This is a genomic window from Paenibacillus sp. FSL R7-269, assembly GCF_000517865.1.
Taxonomy (GTDB): Bacteria; Bacillota; Bacilli; order Paenibacillales; family Paenibacillaceae; genus Paenibacillus_AQ.
Genome location: NZ_ASPS01000147.1, coordinates 135,280 through 156,281, shown reverse-complemented (window position 1 = coordinate 156,281; position 21,002 = coordinate 135,280). Strand labels below are relative to the sequence as shown.

General features: G+C 41.9%; 21 protein-coding genes and 2 pseudogenes. All 23 read left to right on the top strand.

What is annotated here, in order from left to right:
• Positions 1–495 precede the first annotated feature (495 nt).
• Positions 496–1,253: pseudogene (locus tag C162_RS37515) on the top strand (HNH endonuclease).
• An 18-nt stretch (positions 1,254–1,271) separates the two neighbouring features.
• Positions 1,272–1,738, top strand: a pseudogene (locus tag C162_RS33615) (DUF6985 domain-containing protein).
• Between the two features lie 776 nt (positions 1,739–2,514).
• On the top strand, positions 2,515–2,799 hold the full coding sequence (locus tag C162_RS37750; RefSeq protein ID WP_442792491.1) for a pentapeptide repeat-containing protein: 285 nt from the start codon (positions 2,515–2,517) through the stop codon (positions 2,797–2,799).
• Positions 2,800–3,187: 388 nt separating this feature from the next.
• Positions 3,188–3,682, top strand: coding sequence for a SitI3 family protein (locus tag C162_RS33605; RefSeq protein WP_036702357.1), 495 nt, complete (start codon positions 3,188–3,190; stop codon positions 3,680–3,682).
• 112 nt (positions 3,683–3,794) lie between these two features.
• Positions 3,795–4,160, top strand: a complete 366-nt coding sequence (gene cdiI, locus C162_RS33600) for a ribonuclease toxin immunity protein CdiI (protein WP_036702356.1) — start codon at positions 3,795–3,797, stop codon at positions 4,158–4,160.
• 388 nt (positions 4,161–4,548) lie between these two features.
• Positions 4,549–5,064: a hypothetical protein gene (locus tag C162_RS37280; protein WP_235218608.1), complete on the top strand. Its 516-nt coding sequence runs from the start codon at positions 4,549–4,551 to the stop codon at positions 5,062–5,064.
• Positions 5,065–5,082: 18 nt separating this feature from the next.
• Complete coding sequence (locus tag C162_RS33585; RefSeq protein ID WP_036702352.1) at positions 5,083–5,568, top strand: hypothetical protein; 486 nt, start codon at positions 5,083–5,085, stop codon at positions 5,566–5,568.
• 31 nt (positions 5,569–5,599) lie between these two features.
• Positions 5,600–5,728 carry a hypothetical protein gene (locus C162_RS37410; RefSeq protein ID WP_268748827.1) on the top strand — a complete coding sequence of 43 codons (129 nt, stop codon included), beginning with the start codon at positions 5,600–5,602 and terminating at the stop codon, positions 5,726–5,728.
• 262 nt (positions 5,729–5,990) lie between these two features.
• Positions 5,991–6,215 carry an SMI1/KNR4 family protein gene (locus C162_RS35825; RefSeq protein ID WP_084649129.1) on the top strand — a complete coding sequence of 75 codons (225 nt, stop codon included), beginning with the start codon at positions 5,991–5,993 and terminating at the stop codon, positions 6,213–6,215.
• A complete protein-coding gene (locus C162_RS33580; protein ID WP_051494127.1) occupies positions 6,190–6,612 on the top strand; it encodes a DUF6985 domain-containing protein in 423 nt (140 codons plus the stop codon). The genes C162_RS35825 and C162_RS33580 overlap by 26 nt, the downstream gene beginning before the upstream one ends.
• A gap of 92 nt (positions 6,613–6,704) precedes the next feature.
• Complete coding sequence (locus C162_RS33575) at positions 6,705–7,184, top strand: SMI1/KNR4 family protein (RefSeq protein ID WP_036702350.1); 480 nt, start codon at positions 6,705–6,707, stop codon at positions 7,182–7,184.
• A gap of 80 nt (positions 7,185–7,264) precedes the next feature.
• Complete coding sequence (locus C162_RS33570; RefSeq protein ID WP_051494126.1) at positions 7,265–7,795, top strand: Imm6 family immunity protein; 531 nt, start codon at positions 7,265–7,267, stop codon at positions 7,793–7,795.
• Positions 7,796–7,831: 36 nt separating this feature from the next.
• Positions 7,832–8,200: a ribonuclease toxin immunity protein CdiI gene (gene cdiI, locus C162_RS33565; RefSeq protein ID WP_036702348.1), complete on the top strand. Its 369-nt coding sequence runs from the start codon at positions 7,832–7,834 to the stop codon at positions 8,198–8,200.
• Positions 8,201–8,497: 297 nt separating this feature from the next.
• Complete coding sequence (locus tag C162_RS33560; protein ID WP_036702347.1) at positions 8,498–8,884, top strand: immunity 22 family protein; 387 nt, start codon at positions 8,498–8,500, stop codon at positions 8,882–8,884.
• A gap of 98 nt (positions 8,885–8,982) precedes the next feature.
• Entirely contained in the window at positions 8,983–9,489 is a 507-nt protein-coding gene (locus C162_RS33555) for a hypothetical protein (RefSeq protein ID WP_036702345.1), read from the top strand.
• A gap of 58 nt (positions 9,490–9,547) precedes the next feature.
• Entirely contained in the window at positions 9,548–9,985 is a 438-nt protein-coding gene (locus C162_RS33550) for an SMI1/KNR4 family protein (protein WP_036702343.1), read from the top strand.
• Between the two features lie 113 nt (positions 9,986–10,098).
• Positions 10,099–12,216, top strand: a complete 2,118-nt coding sequence (locus C162_RS33545) for a hypothetical protein (protein ID WP_036702341.1) — start codon at positions 10,099–10,101, stop codon at positions 12,214–12,216.
• Positions 12,217–12,227: 11 nt separating this feature from the next.
• On the top strand, positions 12,228–12,830 hold the full coding sequence (locus tag C162_RS33540; protein ID WP_036702340.1) for a pentapeptide repeat-containing protein: 603 nt from the start codon (positions 12,228–12,230) through the stop codon (positions 12,828–12,830).
• A 233-nt stretch (positions 12,831–13,063) separates the two neighbouring features.
• Positions 13,064–13,477 (top strand): hypothetical protein, encoded by a 414-nt coding sequence (locus C162_RS33535; RefSeq protein WP_036702338.1) that lies wholly within the window; start codon positions 13,064–13,066, stop codon positions 13,475–13,477.
• Between the two features lie 31 nt (positions 13,478–13,508).
• On the top strand, positions 13,509–13,766 hold the full coding sequence (locus C162_RS37275; RefSeq protein ID WP_235218607.1) for an Imm3 family immunity protein: 258 nt from the start codon (positions 13,509–13,511) through the stop codon (positions 13,764–13,766).
• Complete coding sequence (locus C162_RS33525; RefSeq protein ID WP_235218606.1) at positions 13,705–14,379, top strand: hypothetical protein; 675 nt, start codon at positions 13,705–13,707, stop codon at positions 14,377–14,379. Before C162_RS37275 ends, C162_RS33525 begins: the two co-directional genes overlap by 62 nt.
• Before the next feature lie 28 nt (positions 14,380–14,407).
• Positions 14,408–14,746, top strand: coding sequence for an Imm3 family immunity protein (locus tag C162_RS33520; RefSeq protein WP_036702336.1), 339 nt, complete (start codon positions 14,408–14,410; stop codon positions 14,744–14,746).
• 693 nt (positions 14,747–15,439) lie between these two features.
• Positions 15,440–20,989, top strand: coding sequence for a hypothetical protein (locus C162_RS33515; RefSeq protein WP_156949770.1), 5,550 nt, complete (start codon positions 15,440–15,442; stop codon positions 20,987–20,989).
• The last annotated feature ends 13 nt before the right edge of the window (positions 20,990–21,002 follow it).

The following is a 21,002-nucleotide window of genomic DNA, read 5'->3' as shown; positions in this document are numbered from 1 at the left end:
GCGGAGTATAAGCGGCTCCATGGGCCGCCGATGACGTTGCCGGACGGCACGCCAATCACAGCGAAGAACAAAGAGAATGAGACGACCTATGCTTATTTCAAGGAGAAGGTCTATGATCCCAGTAAACATTCCGAAGTCATGTACACCGCTTATTATGGCTGGGCCGAAGAGACCTATGGCATGACCGAATGGCGCAAAAAAGTGGTCCAGGCGGATGAAGTCACGCGGGCTTTCGTAGGCGGCCTGATCGAATCTACCGTGATGGGTGCCGTGGACACCGCCAAGTTCGCGTTCGACTTCTTCATCGACCCGGAGAAAACGACGCAGGAAACGATCGACAAGGTGGCCTATCTCGTCAATCACCCCGAAGTGCTGGTGGATGCAGCCAAAGCGATGTACCATAACTTTAATGAAGGCACCCTGGAGCAAAAAGCAGAAATGCTCGGCAACGCCGCGTCCATCCTCGTCCCGGGCGTACCTATCGCCAAGAGCGGCATGGTCGGCAAGGTGGCCGACGCGGTGATGGACCCGCTGACTGATGCGGTGAAGAAAGTACCGGATGCTTTGAAGGACTGGAATTTTCCAGGGATGAACCCGTACCCGAACCGGTTAATCCCGGCAACGCCGGGCGGCCCCGGTCCGGTCGAAGTGCCGGGGCAGGTGTGGCGGAGTGAGGGGACGGGTAAGATTGACAATACTCCGCCTGCTTTCAAGCAAACTGAATTTGCCAGTTCTTACGAAGCAAGACTTAGTCAGACACCTGCACCTGAAAATCCAACGGTTGGTTTTGAAGGAACTAGGGGCGAATCTAAGTGTACTCTTAAGCCGCCACCTGATTCTGAAGTACAAATAGTATTAAATGAGGCTGGCATTGATGGTATACAATATAAAAATGTTGTACCTGACTTTTCACCTGTAGCAAAAGCGCAAGTAGAAATCGAATATATGCTAGGCGGAAAAGGAATTTATGGAGGAAAAGCACGAAGGAAAATTTCATTCAATCAGATTCAAAATTGGCTGAGCAACTCAATAGTTCTCCTGAATTAGCACGCCAATTCGGAATGGATTCGGGTAAAATTAGTGCAAGGGATATAAAGATCTATCGTGAAAAAAACAACTTAACATGGCATGAATTAAATGATGTAAAAACAATGCAACTAGTGCCAACAAATATTAACAGTACGTTTGGACATCTTGGCGGTGTAGGAGAGATTAATGCAGGGGCATTTGAACCTGGAGGTTTTGCCAAATAAACAAAAGGAGATCATAAAATGAAAAAAAATGATCCAATCTTTGGTGATCTTGAGTATAACTATAGTTGGTCTAAGGATACTACTATTCTTTTTTCGGAAGAGAAACTGATATTACATTAATGATTGATGGCGAAGAAGATGGGGAATTTGATGAAGAACAGTACGCGGCATACCAAGCGTTAATGAAGAGTTGGGAGCAATTACATGAAAGTTTTCTTGAACCAATTTTAAATTATTATCGACAAAAGCGACATGAATTGGGTTACGATATCGATCAGAAAGAAAATTATCCGTTAGTCGAAACAAATGACCAAATTCTTGAAATGATTGCTCTAGAGGGAATTGTGGTCCCATATGGAGATATAAGAGAAGGTCGAGATATTGGAATACTTTTTAATTGCACATGGGACCAGGAAAATGGGTTGGGACTTCGTTTATTGAATGAAGAGGTGGTTGATGTTGGATACCAGGATATTGTAATTTAGTAACCAAATAAGCCAGTCAGTACAGCGCATCATATATTAAGCGGGTGGGAGATAACGAAGCCAAGCAAATTCAACTATTCTTGCCCGTGAGAAGACTAAATCATCGGAATCAAGTCTTAGCAAAAGTTGCTCGATTCCTAAATCAGTATGATTGACGGCTATCGGACGATCATATGGATTAATTACTATCGTAAATACTTGCCGTTGTTTGGCTAACATGTCCCCAGCCGTTGTGCGGGGATTCTTTTTTGCATAGGTCTTAACTGTCACATCACCCTATCGTTTAGAGAAATTGAAGGAGCAACGCTTCTGACAAAATAGAAAAGAATGATGAGTATGGCAGTATATCAATGGTTGAATGACATGAAAAATCAGTTTCACTACATTGTCCCAGGTGTAAAGATGATGAGTTGAATTATGTTGTTGCAGCGGAGAAAAAATTAATTTTAGAATGTGATACTTGCGGGCGGGCTTTGAATATTGATGGAACGGAATGGTCTGATGGAGTGGCTATTATTCATCCAGCAAATGAGACAATTGTAAACACATTTTTAGGTGCGAATTAGCTAAGCACTATACTATACATTCAATATAGAATTGTTGACAGATTAGCTGAACTTGGAGAAAACTAAAGTCGATTGTGGAGAGGGCCAATCAGCAAGGGGGGATTAAATGAACATTGCTCATCTTTTAGAGAACCATAAGACATGGGTAGACTCCAACGGCCAGCTTGGTGAGAAATTTTACCCCATGCCGATTTGAGTGATTCCATTATAGTGGAGTCGGATTTCAAAAAAAACATTCTGCATCATAGCGACCTTGCCGGAGGATACTTTTTGGGGTCGGTTTTTGATGAGGCTGATTTGTCAGACAGTATGATCAGCAGAGCGATCTTTGAATATGCTTCGATGAAGCACTGTATAATGAGACATTGTACAGCGATCAAAGCGTCATTCTACGTTACATTGAACAGAATAATGTACATGAACGGAGTTTTAAATATTGGTATGTTGGAGAGCGAAAAGAGGCCCAGGGGCTTACTATGTGGACCTTCCGTCTGATGTAAGAAGGTGCTGGTTTTTACCTGATGGTACATAAATTTTTCCAGATCGAGCTATAATGGTTGTAAAAAGGGATGGAAGTCTGACAACTTTTGCTCTTATCTCAACTCCAGTAGGGCGGCTGATTTCAAGTATGCATATCAATTGCTTTTATTTTGTAACCTAAATAAAGCTATTGCGATACGCAAAGCAGGTTGATTATGGTCAGATACTACTATAATTACTCTGTTTTTTGTTATGTTCGCTTTCTTGGAGACTGGAATGGAAATCTAAGTGAACTGAAAAAGCAATTTATTGATTGGCCTATAAAGAATTTAGATGAAGTCATCGTAATAACTAAAGATAAAAAGGTAATTGACTTACTTCCATAAAACGGGGGGTTATATTAATGGCTATAGAATATTCATTTATGTTAGAAGAGATACAATTATCCAATATTGATATCAGTATTGAACTGGAAAAATTGGGTGTGATACTAGACATGAACAAAATAGAAAAAATGTCAGAAGGGATTCGAATAACTGAAACATATGATAGGCTTGGGTTTTCATTGGCGCTAATGGATACTTCTAAGTCACTTTACGGTTATGAGTCGGAGTACTTCTTGGATGAATTCATCAATCGACAAGATTTAAGTTTTAGAATTAACAAGTTCTTTGAATGGGAACAAGCAATAGTTAATATGTTAACTATTGTTTTTGAAATCATGAATAAGGTCAGCACTAACTGCATTTTTGAGTTTAATGGCGATACAGTTTATTTAGTAAGGTTAAATGAAGTGATCTATATTAATAATAATACTGGATTTTGGGATAATGAGAACTTCAAAGAAATTATCAAACCTAGAGAATTCCTGTTTTTAAAACCTAATGAAAAACTTTAGAGGAGGTTGTTGAACTACATGATTAAGAAGCCTTTCGGACAGCCTGTTCAGTATATTTGGAAAATGCATCAAATGTTAAGGATGTTTTGAGGGGAAATAGGGAGGTGACGATATGACAAATGAAAATATTTCTGAAAAAGAACTGATCGATCTTTATTATTTTTCTATCGGAGATGGGAACTTTATTAAAGCGTTGGAAAAGTATTGTAACGGGCAGGGTTTTGGTAATGAGCATATCTGGTGTTTATTTGCAAGTGAGCTAGAAGAGTGGGAAGAAGGGTACTTCGGAGAAGATGGGGTTTGTTATTTTTTTGACCGTCCTGCAGTTGATGAAGATGTAACCTTCGTACTAGATTACTCCAGTTTCTATGTTTATCTTAAGGAAGCAAGTAAAGTATATTTGTTAAAGCACTCTGATGATAAGGATGTAATTGAATCTCGACTATATGCAATTAAACGAAAGTTTAAAATTGTATAGGTAGAATGGAGATGTCAACGGGAACAGTGTATGGCGTTGTCCTAGTTGTGAAACTTTTTGTTTATAACCCCAGCATAGAGTGGTGCGAAATAATGAATCAATTCGACAATTTAAATGTGGATGCCAAGGTAGTCTATCTCCTTTCTTTGAGTGAATTAGTTATCAACAAGATTTCAAAATCTGAAGGTTATGAAGTAGCAGTAGTGAACTAGATATTACTAATATGCAGCGAGTCTTAGATTTGTCAGATAAGGTTAATTATCGGGACAGCTTAGATGAGCATGAGGTTGAGTATCTAGAAGAGTACTTGGAACTCAGTTAAGAATAAATATAAAGAACTAACAAGCGAAGCCTAATAAATTCTATAATCTCAAATGGAGTGAATTGTATGATTGATTTCTTGGAAAGGGCAATAACACGAATCTCGAATATTGCTTGGGGAACTTCTGAAACAAAAAAGAAATCAAGTGAACTTTTAATTGCTGAGTATTTGAGGAGAAGTTCACTATTTTTGGAGAGGTATTCAATTGAATCCGGACCTTTCTTTAGTCCTGCAAAAGTGTTGGGCTCTAATCTAGAATTAGAGGATATTATCACTAGTATTTTTTCTGAATCAGGTAAACCAAATCTATTATGTAAAACAATATGTTTACGTTATCTTGAATGGGTCGCTTTAGTTGGAGAAGAAAAACTAATTAATGATGAATATCAAGATATTTATGAGCCATTGATTAAGTATTTTGAAAGGGGGGGAACTCTTAGACTTGATCAGGGTATCTATTTGGATTATGGTTTTGGTGCATTTCCTATAGATAATTGGCGTGAACAATATTCAAAGTTACATGCTATTGATATTTCAGATGAAAATTTAGATAACGTTGATTTAGAGAGTAGGACGAATTAGGAGAGGTGATAAAGTAGTATGGGAACGTCAGCATTTATTTTAATGAAGCAAGAAAAGTATACCCCTGAAAAATTGTTAAGCGACACGATAGTAGCTGCTTTTCATGCAGATGCTAGACTGTATTTTGATAACTATAAAAAATATAAGAATGAACAGTTCTTATATACAACCTTAAATGTTACTGATCAGCCTTTGGTTCATGAGAATAATCAGCAATTTATATTTTATGTTGATGGACTGGATAACTACGAGATCACTTATGATAATAACGAGTTCATTTTTGGCTTGGATCCGAGTCTTTCACTGTATCAGGTGGGTGGAATTGAGGAGATTTATGGTGCCCAAGAATTGATATTTCGCTTTATATATGAATACCTGAAATTAAACCCCGATGATTACTTTTGGGTCGCGGGCTATGATTGGGCCTACAGTTGGGAGGATATGCAAAAACTAAAATCGTTACCGTATGACCCAGATTGGTGCTATAAGAGTCCTAAAAACTAATACAATTGAAAAAAAGGGGGGAGATTTACTTATGGCTTCAATAGCTGAATTAGTAGAAGAAATTAATACTGATAAGATTAAAAACGGAGAATTAATAGTATGTTTAGAAGCTAAGAATTTAAGAGTAGTTTTATTGAGTCAGAATCATACAAAGCTTTGAGGAATATATCGAAGAAGAGGGTTTAAATGTGGCGCAAGTTTCAGCGAAAATTTTTGAAGAAGATTGGAGAAGAGTAAATGTTAGTATGTTTACTAAAACAATATATTTTGTTTCTACATATACATAAAAATGATATTGAAAAACTGTTACAAGACATTCAGTAGATTACATTTTAGGTTTGAAGGTGGATTAGTTATTGTAACGAAATAGTGGTAGGGGATACTCAGTGCCGAACTAAAAGATAAAAAAAGGAGTGGGAAAAATGAGAATGAATGTTAATACAGTTGTTTTACCATTGCCGAGTGATGAGTTATTAGATGCAGTTGAACGAAGCTTGAGAGTTTCATTTCCCGAAGTTTATAGAATTTTCATTAAGGAAAATAATGGAGTTGTACCAATCACTAATGTTTTTAGTTTTAAGCAGCAGGAATATCTTATTGAGAAATTTTTGTGTGTATTAGATGACAGTGAGTCTGATCACAATTGAATTTTTTGGCGAACAAGTCAATGTTGCTTTGATGGTAGATGGTGAAGAAGATGGTGAATTTATTGAAAAACAGTATGCTTCATATAACACTTTGAGAGAAAATTGGAGAGAGATTCAGCAAAGTATTCTGACCCCAATTTTAGATTATTACAAAGAGAAGCGTTCTGAACTTGGGTATGACACTTCATATGATAAAAATTACCCTTTAATTGAAACAAATGATAAACTTCTTGAAAATATCAAACTAGTTGGAATTTATGTGCCAGCTGCAAAACGGTTTGAAGCCAGATCTATTGGACTAACATTTGACTGTACATGGGATGAAGAAAACGGAATTGGTATACGTCTAATGAATGAAGAAGTAGCTAGGGTGGGGTACCAAGATGTAGCAATTTGATTTGACCAACAATATTACAACCTCATAATGGTGGGCGGACGGCAGGTATATGGGCTGACGCACCAAGATAATATTGTTTAGGAGGTAGAGACATGGAAGTTAAAGATCAAACTATAATATATCCTTTGCCGGATGATGTTCTGCTGACTGAAAAAGAAAATAAGTGGAGAATTAAATTGCCGGATGAATATAAAGAATTTATTAAAATATGTAATGGTGCTTCTCCTGTAAAAGCTAGCTTTAGGTGTAACAACCATAGTTATACAATTGATAGGTTTTTATGTATCTTGAAGGTAATCGGGGAGAGCGATGATGAATTCTACGATATCGGAGTAGTTAGAACTCAGTTAGATGAGAGGATCGTGGCAGACGAAAACTTAGTAGGTACTGAGTTATTACCAATAGCTGCTCTATTTGCAGGGGACTTTGTGTGTTTAGACTATAGCAATACTGATAAAACAGAGCCTGCTGTTTGCGTTTGGAATCATGAAGAATCATCAGATTTAGACCCTGTAACTTATTTTACAAGTAACACCTTTGATGAGTTTCTAAATATCTTAACGGAATTATGAAACCCCTTACATTAAACAAGCTGATTATAGTCAGTTGCCGCCGTAATTGATCTGATCTTCATTCGAGAGGGGGCGTGGACGTGAAGGAATGGGAATATACTGAATTGACTGGATGCAAAGTGAATGATTGGTCTATATTACCAATTAATAAGAAGATAATATTTTACTTGGGACTAAGTGAGTTTATTGTTCAATCGTTTAGTGACAATAATTTTTTTGAGGATGCTCGAAATGCTTTAGATATTTGTTGGAGATGGTTAGAAACAAAAATACCTGCTGGAGATGAAATATACGCATTATTAGATGATGGTACAGAGTTCGGGGGATTATTTATAAAAATGCAAATGGATGAACATGAAGAAAATGAAGCGAAATGGGATTGCATTGTAGATGCTGTCTCTTTTGTGAACAAACAAGCATATATTCTTGAAGGTGCAAGGTATTTACCTGCCCCGATTGAAAATGTGGATGAGGACTTAATTATTCACTTCCTAGACCGATTCCATAGTATTAATCCAGAGAATAAGAATATTGTGGCAGACTTCTTTGGATATATACTGAATACGGACATTTACACTAAAGAAGATATGGTGACTTATTTTAATAAGTAGTTAATTGCAATCAAGGATTAACAGGGAGAAAAAGAAATGCATAGAATACTTACAGAACAAAACGAAATTGATAAACTGGTTGAATCTTATTTCTGGATTATTAATTTCCCGAAATCCTTGGAATACTTTGGTGATAATGAGAGACACGGATATGGCTCAGGTCCGTTAGAAGTACAATTTTCTACCTATCATGAGCCAGAGCAGAAGTACTACATTGGAGACAAGAAAGTGTGCTTTATAGGAGAGCCCCCAGCGTGTGACGAAGATGTAATGGCAGTAATGGAGTATGATGAATTTTATAACTATTTAGTTATTTTTAGTGCGAAACATCTTGTTGATCATCCAGAAGATAATGTTAAGATCCACAGTCTATTAGAAATAATAAAAAACAGATTAGAAATATAACTCTAGCAAGAAGATTATAAAATACAACCTTCCATGCCACAATGCGAGCTAGCCGCCCGTGTTGTGGTTTTTTTTATCCTATATGCATTATAATTGGGATAATTCATAATGATGGAAATGTATTCAAAGAATAATTCCATAACAAAATAGAGGTGGTAGCTTTGTTTTATATATTGTTTTTAATAGATACAGGGAAGAGTAAAAAGCCATGGATATGTGGCTAATTACAGATCTGAGGGTGGGTTAAGGGTGGGGATACGCTGTGCCTGAAGGACTATAAACTTAGGGAGACTTAACATGGAACAGGAAGGATTCGTGTCTTTGTGGGTTGGAGATGTTCAATCTTTCGAGGAATTGGATAGATTACTTAATGTCTCTTATTCCGATGAAGGAGATTTTATCCCATCCATATTTGCTAATCACTTTGAGATTCGCAGATATGATGATGCAGTAAGAGAAGCAGACTATTATGAAGAGGCAAATAATAACCTAAATCTATTACTTGAAGGATTCTCTTATGATAATGAAATTGCCCCGAAATTTAATGCACTAGTGGAGGAGGAATTACCTAGAGATATTAATGCAGTTATTTTACTTTTTAACTTTAAGTATACCGGGGAGATTGCTGAAGCTACAATATTAACCAATTACCTGAGATACTTGGGTTCGGTGGACTATTTATAGCAATTCAACTGGATGATAATGAAGACCCGCTGACCGATGCGGTAAAGAAAGTGCCGGGTGGCTTGAGGCATTGGATTTCTTACAATGAGGTGGGAAAATTGAAGTCTAACTTTGAACAAGCCAAGAAAAAAATAATGAACATGAATTGGAAAAATAATGGCATAGATAAACCCTCTTATATAATCTTAGTTACCGAGTTTATAAGAAGGGGGAATATTTTTTTGGATTTTAACTCCAAGGATGATAATAGACGTGCTGTTTTTAATGCAGCAGAAGTAATTAATTTTGATACACCTGCACATATAAAAGAAGAATGTAATGCATTAGTAAACTCCAACGTTGGTTGGGTTACAGAGTATCTTTGCACTTTTTATCTTGAATGGGCATACGTGGTGGACAAAAAAACACCTGTGGCTCTGAAGTTTCACGATCTATATGACCCTATTATTAAGTTGTTTGAGAGAGGTGGAAGGATCAGCTATCACCATAATGAGTTAGTATGTGGCAAACATGGATGGCCGCGCAATTCCGGGGTAATGACTAGGGGAATTCAGCCCCAAGACATTAGGGATGAAGTTCTGGATGCACTCGATGATGAACAGTAGAAACCAACAAACCAATGAGCGGACAGTCCACTGTAAATGGAACAGGAGGGGACTAGAATTGGAGATTCAAGGGAGCTGTGAAGTTTTAACAGAATCTAGACTCCGAGACTTTGAAGGAATAAACGGGCTTCAACTTCCCCAACAATATCGAGAATTTTTATTGAAACACAATGGGGGATATCCTAAACCCTATTACTTTACTATCTCAAGAGAACAAGGGATGGGTATGGTAAATGTTTTTTATGGCATTGGTGAAATGTACGACGATTTAGACAAAAAAATTCATAATTTTGATGAGATATTAGAGGCGGGATTTATTCCGATTGCAGATGATTCTGGTGGTAATCAGATATGCTTAGGTCTTACTGAAGCGCATTTTGGACATGTGTATTTCTGGATTCATGATGAAGACCCTGAAGATATGGGCAATATGTTTTTCCTTTCTAAGGATTTTGGGGAATTCTTAAAAAGGCTGCACGAAATTTCAGAAGATTAGAATGTGGAGAGCTTTAGAATGGATTTTTTAAAAGACGGTGAGATCAGGAATTCTTGTCGACCTTAGAAATATATAATTTCATTGTATGACTGATGCATCTCTGGAGGTGAAGCATGCAGCAGCAGGTGGACATCAAGCGGATACTGGAGCTGGAACAGGGACTGAAGCGCTTGAACCGTGTGCTGGAGGAACAGGTCACCGGTACCGATAGAAGCGTTGGCGGTTTGGTCCGTTCGGTGCAAGCTGCTTATCCGGAAAGTTATGTGCAGTCTCCCTCCCGCGAGGCGGTCCGGTTGCTGCAGGAGCTGGTAAGGGAGGCGCAGTCGCTTAATGACCAGATAGAGCGTAAGCAATCGGCGTTACGCTGGGCGGCCGGGCAATATCAAGCTGCCGAGACGAAGGCACAGAGTCTGGTTCATACGACACCGGCCTTCACTTGGAAGCAGGCGGGCAGCATGTTCAGCCGGTGGCTGCAAGGCATACGGGACCGGGCAGGGCGTGGCATTCAGGATGTCCTTCGTCATCCGCCGACACTTAGCCGCATGATTCAGGAGCTACTGCGGAACGTCAGGGACACTTCGGTGAACAGACAATTGCAGCTTTTTGCCGCAGATGCAGTCATCTCCGATCTGTTCCGGCAGCGAGAAACCGGTAGTTCCGCCGAACAGCAGCAGGCGCGGGAACAATTGTCCAGGATTGCGGAGGCGTTGCGGGAAATCGGACGAAGTCAAGCGGCGTACTCTGTATATGAGAAGTATGGCAACAAGGCCTATATGAAGTCCGCGAACGAACATGCAGAACGTCAGCGGGAGCTGCTGCAGAAGCTGGGCGTGGATCCGGGCTTCTATACGAAGACCGACCTGTGGACACAATACAAGGGCTCCCCCTTATCGGCCTGCACCTATAATCCGCTGCTGACGGACGGATCAGCGGTGCCAGCCAGTGATGAACTGCGGTTCGCTATCACCTTAGGACTGGTGAATGAGAAATACCGCGCGTGGGCGAAGAATAATTATAAGGACATCGAGGCAGCGGTGGTTCGAGCGGAACAGATTCGCGAGCTGGAGCGTCAGGTGGCAGAGTATAAGCGGCTCCATGGACCGCCGATGACGTTGCCGGACGGCACGCCAATCACAGCTAAGAACAAAGAGAACGAGACGACCTTTGCCTACTTCAAGGACAAGGTCTATGATCCCAGTAAACATTCTGAAGTCATATACACCGCCTATTACAGTTGGCTGGAAGACACCTACGGCATGACCGAATGGCGCAAAATAGTGGTGCAGGCCGATCAGGTGACCCAAGCTTTCGTAGGCGGTCTGATCGAATCTACCGTAATGGGTGTGGTGGACACCGCCAAGTTCGCGTTTGACTTCGTCATCGACCCGGAGAAGACGACTCAGGAAACGATGGACAAGGTGGCTTATCTCGTCAATCACCCCGAAGTTCTGGTGGATGCAGCCAAAGCCATGTATCATGATTTCAATGAAGGCACCCCGGAGCAAAAAGCCGAAATGCTCGGCAACGCCGCATCCATCCTCGTCCCGGGCGTACCTATCGCCAAGAGCGGCATGGTCGGTAAGCTGGCCGACGCGGTGATGGACCCGCTGACCGATGCGGTCAAGAAAGTGCCGGATGCCTTAAAGCATTGGGAATTTCCAGGGATGAACCCTTACCCAAACCGGTTAATCCCGGCAACGCCGGGCGGCTCTGGCCCGGTCGAAGTGCCGGGGCAGGTGTGGCGGAGTGAGGGGAGGGGGAAAGGTAACAAACCTAACCTCTACGATAAGGCTGGAAATTATACGGGTGGTAGAACTCAGAAGGAATTGGATGACTTAGCTCGAGATCCAGCAAGTAATGGGAAAATAGAACCTAAAAATATCAGAGAAAGGGAAGTTGGATTAGCAGTAGAAGAAAGAGGTCAATTGGGAAAGCTAGTGCGTGATCCTCAAGGAGAAAATGGAGCAGAGTTTATAGATACTTCATCAGGTTTAAAGTGGGACGTGAAAAGCTTTGAATCATACCCAAGTGGTGACAATGGAATTCCTATAACAAATCCCAAAAAGGGTGCCTTTACTATTAAACAAGGTATGAAAAAGCTACAAAAAGAATTTGATAATGGGAACAACGTAATTATTGACACAAGAAAAATGGAGCCTGAGCATGTTGAACAACTCAAGAAAACAATTGATGAAGAAGGAGTAACCGATAAAATAATATGGTATCCTTAAGGAGTGGGAAAATGGAAGGGAATCTTAATAGGAAGTTTGATTTGCATAAAAAGTGGGTTGAGACAATTGGTAAAGAAGGCGAAATGTTAAAGTTAGATGAAGTGGACTTAAGAAGTATTGATTTATCCGATATATTGCTTGAACAAGCATATTTGATTGAGTGTACTTTTGATGATCTCAGACTGGAAAACATTGATTTTCACACATCATTATTAGCCTCGTCAACATTTAAAAATGCATATTTAGATAAATGTGATTTTTATAAATCAGACCTTAGATATACGGATTTTACCAACTGTGTCATTAAAAACAGTAGATTTAGTAAAGGTGATTGTTGGGAAGCAATATTTAGAAATGCATATTTACTAGATTGTAATTTGATTAATGTATCGTTCTACTTAACGGATTTTAGTTGGGCAAGACTAGAAAATATAGATATAAGTGTAGCGACATTTGAAGAAACATTATTAAGCGGAGTGACTTTAAAAAATATTAAAGGTATAGAAGAAGCTCATATTAAAAGTATTAATATTGGTACGTTGGAGAAGCCGACTTTGTTGAAATCAGATGAAGCAAAGAAATGGATGTTAGAAAAATGTGAAGTAAGTGGCTAAGAGGAATTGGCTACCAGTGCCGAGTGAAATGGGAAACAGGTCATTGTGGTCAGATGTTACCATTATTGACCTGTTTTTTGTTATGTTGATGATGAATTTCCAAGATTTAATGACACAGAGGCAAAAATACTCGAAGCCATTGCTGTTCCAAACTAATGATGGAATTCAGGATAAAGTTACTAAATATTGATTTGAATTTCTATTCTAATAATATGAAATAAGGAGTGTTGGAAATGAACTTAGCAAGCTATGAATCAATAAAATCATCAATAGTGATAGACTTTGAGGAATATATTGAGGAAGAAGGGTTAAATGTAGCGCAGGTTTCAGCAAAAATTCTAGAAGAAGATTGGAGAATTGTAAACGATAGTTTATTTACTAAAACATTATATATTTTTACTATTGCAATAGAGAGTTTAAAATACAAAGAAATTGCTGATTTTATATATTTTAGATTGAATCTGGAAAACAATGAATTTGAAGAGGATATCGATAAAAATGACATTGAAATGCTGACGAAGGACATTCAAATATGTAAAAAGTTAATTGCTAACAAAGGGGCATATAAAATCAGGGAAACAAGCCATTCTGTTAAATCTAGAGTAGAGTATATTTTAACGATTAAAGGTGGTTGCCCGAGCATTTGATGAGCACTACAGTGAAAAAAATTCAGATGATATGGAGAAGGCCGTCTTGATGGTTATCTCTGCGGAATTAAAAGTAAAACAGCCACGGATATATAAGAATACAAAAGAGAATTACATTAGAGATCTTGAATCAATAGATTTTCACAAACTAAAGGACTTTATTCTAAAGGGTCAATTAAATGAAAAAGAGCATGAAGAACTTTATCTTATTGGAGGAGAAACAAGTATTGCAAGAACTCGAAAAAATGCCAGTAGATCTTTGCCCAAAAGCAAGATGGTTTTACAATGAGATAGTAGATATAGTCGATCACTACTTTTCCGGGAATGAAAATGATAATACTACCATTGATGATATTTTAAAAAGATTCAAAAGGGAATTCAGGTATAGAGCTGAGGAATTCACACTAGTATTTGGGGGAGAGAAGTGGATGGATTATGAATTGTTTTTACTATCTAAAGTAATTAATAATTCATTAGGTGAAATGCTGGAAAGATTTACGGCTGAGTATGGGGACAAGAGGGTATCAATGAGTTGTAACGATGAGGAAATAGTTATTGGGTCTGAGCTATTTGCATTGGCACTTGAAGTTGAAGATATTTCGGATATCGCTTTTGTTAGAAATCATTACAACTTAGATGTGAATGTTTGCATCAGAATTCAATTGTTCGGAAGTACGTTTTATCAAGGACTAGAGCTTTTGTTTAAAATTATGGGAAGGCTTATAAGTCATATTGATGGAAATCTATTATTTCTAGAAGATGGTTCAGCTCAGCTGCTTAGAATGGAGAAAGGCCAACTGCTTGTCAATAAAGCTCTAGACCCGTATCAGACGAAATATTTAACCACAAGTTTACTTAGTCTACTTGACCATCCTTACCTTGAAAAAGAAATGTCACACTAAGATGTAAAGGTGATAAGGGGGAGTGGACGTGAAGGAATGGGAATATAACGAATTGACTAAATATGTTGCCGAGGTCTTTACTAATTCAATTGACGATGGTTTAAATAATTTGCAAGCAGGAGGACGATGTTTGTATGAGTTTGCTAAGGTCATTGAGGAGGGAGACACCGAGAAAACTATATTTTATGTTAGTGTAGCTGATCTGCAAATCAATAGCGGGATTCTTTCTTCTCAAATCTATGAGGTAGTGGATGAGATCATTAAGTCTTTTGATTTTGATAATTTTGTTGATGAGCTAGGAATTACCGATGCTAAGGATTTAAGTCTTCGTATCGATTCACTTAAAACAAGGGTGCAAAGTGTTTAGGTAATTGGTTGAAACATGTATAACCAAGGTGGTGGGGCTACCTAGTGCCGAATAAACCCAACATTCTACCAATAACACATATAACCTATGAAAAACCCGTATAAAGATTTTGTCATCTTGGTTTCTGATTCTCGCAACGGCGAGGGAGGAATCAAGATCAATGTCATCGGATATGTCAAAGTATCGAACAAGAAATGAAATTATCGGAATTGAGTTAATGCGGACGGATTCTGAGGTTGGCTGTGAGCTGCTTATTTTCAATAAGAAGCAATTCATCTTTAGTCTATCGATAGCAAGAAAGAAAATGAGCAATTGACATAATCCATCTTAAAATTTAAAACTGATCCACACCCATTCAACCGCAACTGAGTCACTCTCAGTGCGGTTTGTTTGTGTTTTCAGACATTTTCCCTTAAAAATCAGGACTTTTTTCGTTTTTCGAGTGTATTAACCTTATTTCGGGGCGTTTGACGCAACTTTTGTCGAGATTTGTTAAGAGTTTGTTTAGAGCTGCCTGATAGAATAAACGCAGATATGAAAAAACAGGCAGTTTTATAACTAGTATTTGTTGTCCACGGGTGGGCAGGTCGAAAGGAGAATGCGGAAGCATAGGGAGTGAATCCAGACTATAGCGAAGCTTGCTGCACGCCGGACAGGAAATGATGAACGAATAAGGGGGAGCACCAATTGTTAATGAGCAGGAGATTGAAGAGATATATCTCGCTAAGCTTGATTCTTAGTATGTTGCTATCGTTAATACCCAGTGCCTTTAGCGGACTGGCAGAGGCTGCGGGTGATGATTTTGAGGTCAAGTTTCCAAACGGACAACATGTCGGCAACTTAAGCTACCCTGCAGACAATACATTTCTCAACTTTTATACCAAGGTGGAGGGCTTCAAGCAGACAGAGGAAGATAAAGACGCCAAGTACGACTGGACTAAGGGCGATATCTTTGCCGGTGTTGATGATAATGAAGCAACGGTTCAATTCCAGGTGAAGGTAGCCGACAATCCGCTTCTGAAGAATATGGCAGAGAGCGGACATGCGGAGATGCTTACAGGGTTCGCCGTGCTGCGGCGTCACTCCGGGTTCCTATGGACCCGTCATTCGTCCATTACAGTAAACATCGACGGAAAAGATATTATCAATGAACGAACCGGCAGCAGCCAGCGGTATAACAAGTCGGCCAAGGCCATCATCAAACCGAATTCTGTTATCACTATTAGGGTCTGGGGTGAAGGCGATGATGATGGTGAAGCGGCGGGTGTACGCGGATTCTACCTCAAGTTCCAGGATCTCAAGCGTCCGGTGATTGATAACTATACCTTTACCGGCAACGGTGCAGAACGGCTTAACGAGAATATTAACCAGAAAGAGCTGTATGTCAAAAGAGACGAGAACATCACGCTCAGCTACAACTTCAGCGAGCCGGTCAGACCGACTTCGGTGGTAAAGGCGAATTCTGATTATTTCCTGCGGCACAAGCTGTTCATTAATGATCCGGGCACCGGACTTCCGGCAGCCGGACAACAGCAGTATCTGCAGAATATATCCTTTAACGAGAACAATCTGGATTCCTACCAGAAAAAAATTGCCTACAGATATACGGGAGTTCCTTTCCACAACAGCGGCAATAATCCGCTGAAACCTTTGATTACCGGGGGGACTACCGGCGGAGCGCAGATGGATCTGTCGCTGGATAATAAATTGAAAGAATCCGTGCTCAGTGATGCGGCAGGCAATAAAGCGGTTGTCAATCTCAATACTGTACCGAGCAGCGGCAGCAATGCCTGGCTGGACCGGAAAAGCGGGAACCCCTTTGACTTTGACCGGGGCGGCTTCCGCGTCATTGTCGATGCCGTGCGTCCGAAGTATTCCAAGACCGCCAATGGCATTCAGCCGGAGATTCTGACCGGAGTTACGCTGAATAAGGGAGATGTGATTGACTTCACCCTGCAGATGACGGAAGAGGCCATTGCCAAGACCGGCTGGGACGAGAAGAAAACCTTCATCCTCTTCAATAACGGAATGAAAGCCTATTATGTTGCAGGCCGGAATACACCGAATTGGAGCTTCCGCATGACTGTGCCTGATGGCAAAACTGTGGAAACCCCGCTTCTCAAGGCTGTAGCTATATCTAATGATGCCAAGGGCGGCAGTGAGCCCATCCAGATGGATACCGATGTTATCCAGGATTATGCAGGGAACCTGATGATTCAGCCTGCGAACTTCGATGGAATCCATAAAGAGAAAATTGACCCTTACGGCAGTGACGAATCGCTCGCTAATTCCAAAATTGACTGGGCGAACCTGTTCATCGACAATACGGAGCCGGTGATCGGTTACCGGTTCGAGACAGGCGGTGCGACGGATACAACCTATGCCAAAAAAGGCAAGGTTACGATTGACGCCAACGATCCTTCCATTAAAGTACCGCATTTGGATCCTACCGTCCCTGACCGCGGTACGGAACGGCCGAGCCGAGGAATCTACCGCCCTTCGAATCTGAGTGCGGAAGCTTCTCCTTCCGTGGGCCTGGTGTACTACTGGTGGAGCCAGGATAAGGCTGATCCGTTCACCGGTGTAGCCGGAGATCATCATGCAGCGCTCAAGCGTTACGCACTCTCCGCCAAGCAGCCGTCAGATGAGCTATATCCAGGAGAATTCGAGAATATAGAGCTGTCGGTAGTGAATAACAAGACGAACCTGCTTGCTCCTCCGGCAGAAGCCTTCGAGGAAGGGAACAGCGGTGAGTGGTATCTGCATACCTGGACTGCTGATATGTCCTGGGATTCTGCCAGAGAATTGATGCAGTATGAGAAGAAAAAAGTCTATGTGGATACTCATAAGGCACAGTATGATGCTTGGATTGCAGAGGCACCGGGTTCAGAGGCGGATAAGATTTTCTATGCCGATAATCAGGCGCTGGCGGCTGTTGGACAATACGGCGATCTGAGCGTCTGGAAAGTGGACGATTTCAAGAATGACGACTCTAACTGGAAGCATGAAGTAGGCGTTCTGAAGCTGGACAACCAGGGGCCTGCCATTACCATGGCTGCAGTGGATATCGCCACTGTACAAGCTCTTGTGAAGGACCCGCATAGCGGTGTCAAAAGTGTGCAGTATCAATGGGTGAAGGACGGGGATTCTCCGGCGATCGGCAAGTGGGCGGATACGACCTACACCGGCTCAACTGTAACCCGGTCTACTTATGATGATATTGATGAGGACGGATCATATTGGCTCTATCTGAAGGCGCTTGATTACGCAGGCAACGAGACGGTCAAGACTCCGCAGGAAAAAGCGGTAGTCGTGAGTTCAGAGGCGGCTATTCCGACACAGTTCACACCGGAAGCCAACCCTTACTATGTGAAGAGTCATGATGTTACGTTCCAGATCAGCGGTGTGCATCCCGATTATGTGGGCTATGCCATCAGCGACAGCTCCATTCGTCCAGATAATGATAGTAAATTTACCGGACTGGAGGTCTCCGAGTCATCCGGCATGTCCCCGTTGTCTGAGAAAAGCTTGATTGAAAACGGATCGGAACCGGAAGCGTCTGGTGCTCCTACAGAGCCAAGTCCTCCGGCCACACCGGAAGTTACAGCAAGCATCGGACCGGTGGCCCTTATGAGGTTCCTGTCCTCAGGGCCGGCAGCGCCTTCGCTGACGCCGCTTGAACCGGAAGAGACTCCGGCACCGGATAACAGTACCGAGCCGGCGGCGACACCTGCTGCTTCGGCAGAAGTAACGGAACCGGCAGCGACACCAGAAGTCAGCACTGATGCCAAGCTTGCAGCTATGGGTCTTGGCGCTTCTGTAAGTGAAGCCACTTACAGCTTTGTCATTCCAGTTAGCGATAAATTGAACGGAACGCAGTACATTCATCTTATGGTGAAGCACAGCGACAAAACGTACTACTACTCGAAGGCTTATTATTTTGACAATGAAGCACCGGTAGTGTACTTCAGCCCTGATTCAATTGCTTACCCCCTGCCGCTGCAGAAGACGCGGATCAGCGTGTCGGAATTCTACAGCAAAACAGGACTGGTCAGCAAGTATCAATGGGTCAGACAAGATGCAGGTGCAAAAGTACCTACAGAGTCATCCACAGAATGGAAAGATGTTCCGGCAGGCGGCTCAGTATCCATCGACGACAAATCGCTGGATGCGGGAGAAATCTCTGAATTTCGCTTATATGTACTCGCGGTTGACGGAGCAGGCAACAGTACGATCAAGGCAAGTGCAGGAACCTTCAAAGTCTCGGCAACGACCAAGCCGGATGCGCCGGTGTCGGATGCCAAGTCTTCTCTGATCTATCTGTCCGGTGATACAGCGGACGGCTACACAGCCATTATGAAGCTGAGTCTCGAAACGGAGGACAAGACCGGTTATGAATATTCGGTCTCACCGGATAACGGTGTAAGCTGGCTGAACTGGAAGCCGTACACTAACTTTGTAGCAGTTAAAGTTCCGACGAGTAAGGCTGAGGAGCTTCAGGTATGGGTGAAGTACAGAACGCCGGGCGGTCTGATCAGCACAGCGGCCAAGCTTGAAATCGAGCTCCCTCTTACTACAGTAGAGCCGGTCTATGCGCTAGCTTCACTCAGCGTGAACAGCCCGGTCAATGCCAAAGTTGGTGTGGATATTGAAATCACGGTCCCGCCGGGTATCCGGGTAATGCCATCGAAGATTAACCCTTCGGTGCCTGTGCGGACCGGTAATTCATTCAAAATCTATCAGAATGGCTACTATAGCTTCGATCTGACCGATCTTAGTGATCCGGACCGGACAGATACCCTATATCTGGTTGTGAAGAATATTGACGGTACTCCTCCTGAAGGAGCCGTTGAATATTCATACATGGAGAGCACGAACGGCAATGTGGTTGCCTTTCTCCAGAGCACCTCTGAGCCGGTCACGGTGGTGAACAATAGTGGAAAGACAGCCTACACCTTCACGGAGAACGGAAAGTTCGAATTCGAAATTAAGGATGCTGCCGGAAATATCAATACGGTTGAAGCTACGGTTGCGAACATTAACAAGGAAGTACCTAGGGTAAAAGTAGTCCGTTCCTACCAATATGGCGAGAATGGAAGCCAAACCTTCGGCACTCTGAAGGATAACAGCGGCAATGTGCTGTTCTCCACTGGGGTTACGGTTACGGTAGAGAAGGCAGATGCTTCGGCTAAAGCGTTCAACATTATCAGTCCCGATAAGAGCATTACACTCATGGAGAATGGAACGGCATCATTTACCGTGGTGGATGTGTACGGCAATACGACAGTTATCAAAGAGAAGGTAACGAATATTCTCTCTGCACCGCCAGTACCGGATAAAGTGGCTTATACCTTTGTAGATGCCGAAGGCAAAGCGGTTCCAGCAGATCAGATTGTTACCATCGGCGGACAGAAATATGCCAAAGGCAAAGTAAAGGTTACGCTTAGCGGCACAGTTGCTGCCCCTAACCACATGTTCTCGGGCGTAAGACCTATTCAGGGCGGAGCCGTGTATACGAACCAGATCAGTAAAGCGGATGGAACGTACAGCTACTCGCGTGCTTTTGAGAGCAGCGGTTCAGCGGTCATTGCCATCTCGGATCTGCTGGGCAATGTGAACAAGGTTCCGGTGACCATTGCAGGACTTGATAACACTGCGCCTGAGCTGACTCTGAACAAGGAAACGGTAGGGATTGTCCAGGACAAGAAAGACTTTAGCTTCCGTACGGATCTCGGTGGGTTCACCGTTTCTGATAATGTATCGGCTGAAGCTAACGTGAAAGTATCGGTCAGCGGGCTGGATCTGAGCAAGCTTGGACGCCAGCGCGTAGCTTACACAGCAGTTGACCAGGTAGGCAATAAGTCGGTGGTCTATCAGGATGTGGTGGTCGTGAAGGACGGCGGATTGCTGGTCTTCGGTAACGATACCTTAATCTCGGCTTCATCCGGCGAATCTGCATTGTTCAATACCAACACCATTACCTTCAAGGTATCCGGCTTCAACCTGATGAAGGTAGGCGGAGTAGACAAGGTCAATCAGGCAGGAACATTCGATATTCTGTATTACCCTGGTCTGTACCGCGAAGGACAGCTGAAGCTGGTGAAGCAGAAGCTGACCTATGCTGAGCTGGTGAGCAGTAATTTCAAGGTCACCTTCCCGAAAACAGGCTGGTACACCATTGTGGTGAGAACCCAGGAGCGGGACCGCGAATTTGCTACCTTCTTTGTCGGCAATCTGAAATAGTTGAAACAAGAAC

What these genes read in the sequence shown, in the direction of transcription:
- C162_RS33585 (WP_036702352.1), top strand. Translation starts at nt 5,083, where the DNA reads ATGGGAACGTCAGCATTTATTTTAATGAAGCAAGAAAAGTATACCCCT.
- C162_RS33540 (WP_036702340.1), top strand. Translation starts at nt 12,228, where the DNA reads ATGGAAGGGAATCTTAATAGGAAGTTTGATTTGCATAAAAAGTGGGTT.
- C162_RS33575 (WP_036702350.1), top strand. Translation starts at nt 6,705, where the DNA reads ATGGAAGTTAAAGATCAAACTATAATATATCCTTTGCCGGATGATGTT.
- C162_RS33560 (WP_036702347.1), top strand. Translation starts at nt 8,498, where the DNA reads ATGGAACAGGAAGGATTCGTGTCTTTGTGGGTTGGAGATGTTCAATCT.
- cdiI (WP_036702356.1), top strand. Translation starts at nt 3,795, where the DNA reads ATGACAAATGAAAATATTTCTGAAAAAGAACTGATCGATCTTTATTAT.
- C162_RS37275 (WP_235218607.1), top strand. Translation starts at nt 13,509, where the DNA reads ATGGAGAAGGCCGTCTTGATGGTTATCTCTGCGGAATTAAAAGTAAAA.
- C162_RS33515 (WP_156949770.1), top strand. Translation starts at nt 15,440, where the DNA reads ATGAGCAGGAGATTGAAGAGATATATCTCGCTAAGCTTGATTCTTAGT.
- cdiI (WP_036702348.1), top strand. Translation starts at nt 7,832, where the DNA reads ATGCATAGAATACTTACAGAACAAAACGAAATTGATAAACTGGTTGAA.
- C162_RS35825 (WP_084649129.1), top strand. Translation starts at nt 5,991, where the DNA reads ATGAGAATGAATGTTAATACAGTTGTTTTACCATTGCCGAGTGATGAG.
- C162_RS33535 (WP_036702338.1), top strand. Translation starts at nt 13,064, where the DNA reads ATGAACTTAGCAAGCTATGAATCAATAAAATCATCAATAGTGATAGAC.
- C162_RS33580 (WP_051494127.1), top strand. Translation starts at nt 6,190, where the DNA reads ATGACAGTGAGTCTGATCACAATTGAATTTTTTGGCGAACAAGTCAAT.
- C162_RS37280 (WP_235218608.1), top strand. Translation starts at nt 4,549, where the DNA reads ATGATTGATTTCTTGGAAAGGGCAATAACACGAATCTCGAATATTGCT.
- C162_RS33605 (WP_036702357.1), top strand. Translation starts at nt 3,188, where the DNA reads ATGGCTATAGAATATTCATTTATGTTAGAAGAGATACAATTATCCAAT.
- C162_RS37410 (WP_268748827.1), top strand. Translation starts at nt 5,600, where the DNA reads ATGGCTTCAATAGCTGAATTAGTAGAAGAAATTAATACTGATAAGATT.
- C162_RS33545 (WP_036702341.1), top strand. Translation starts at nt 10,099, where the DNA reads ATGCAGCAGCAGGTGGACATCAAGCGGATACTGGAGCTGGAACAGGGA.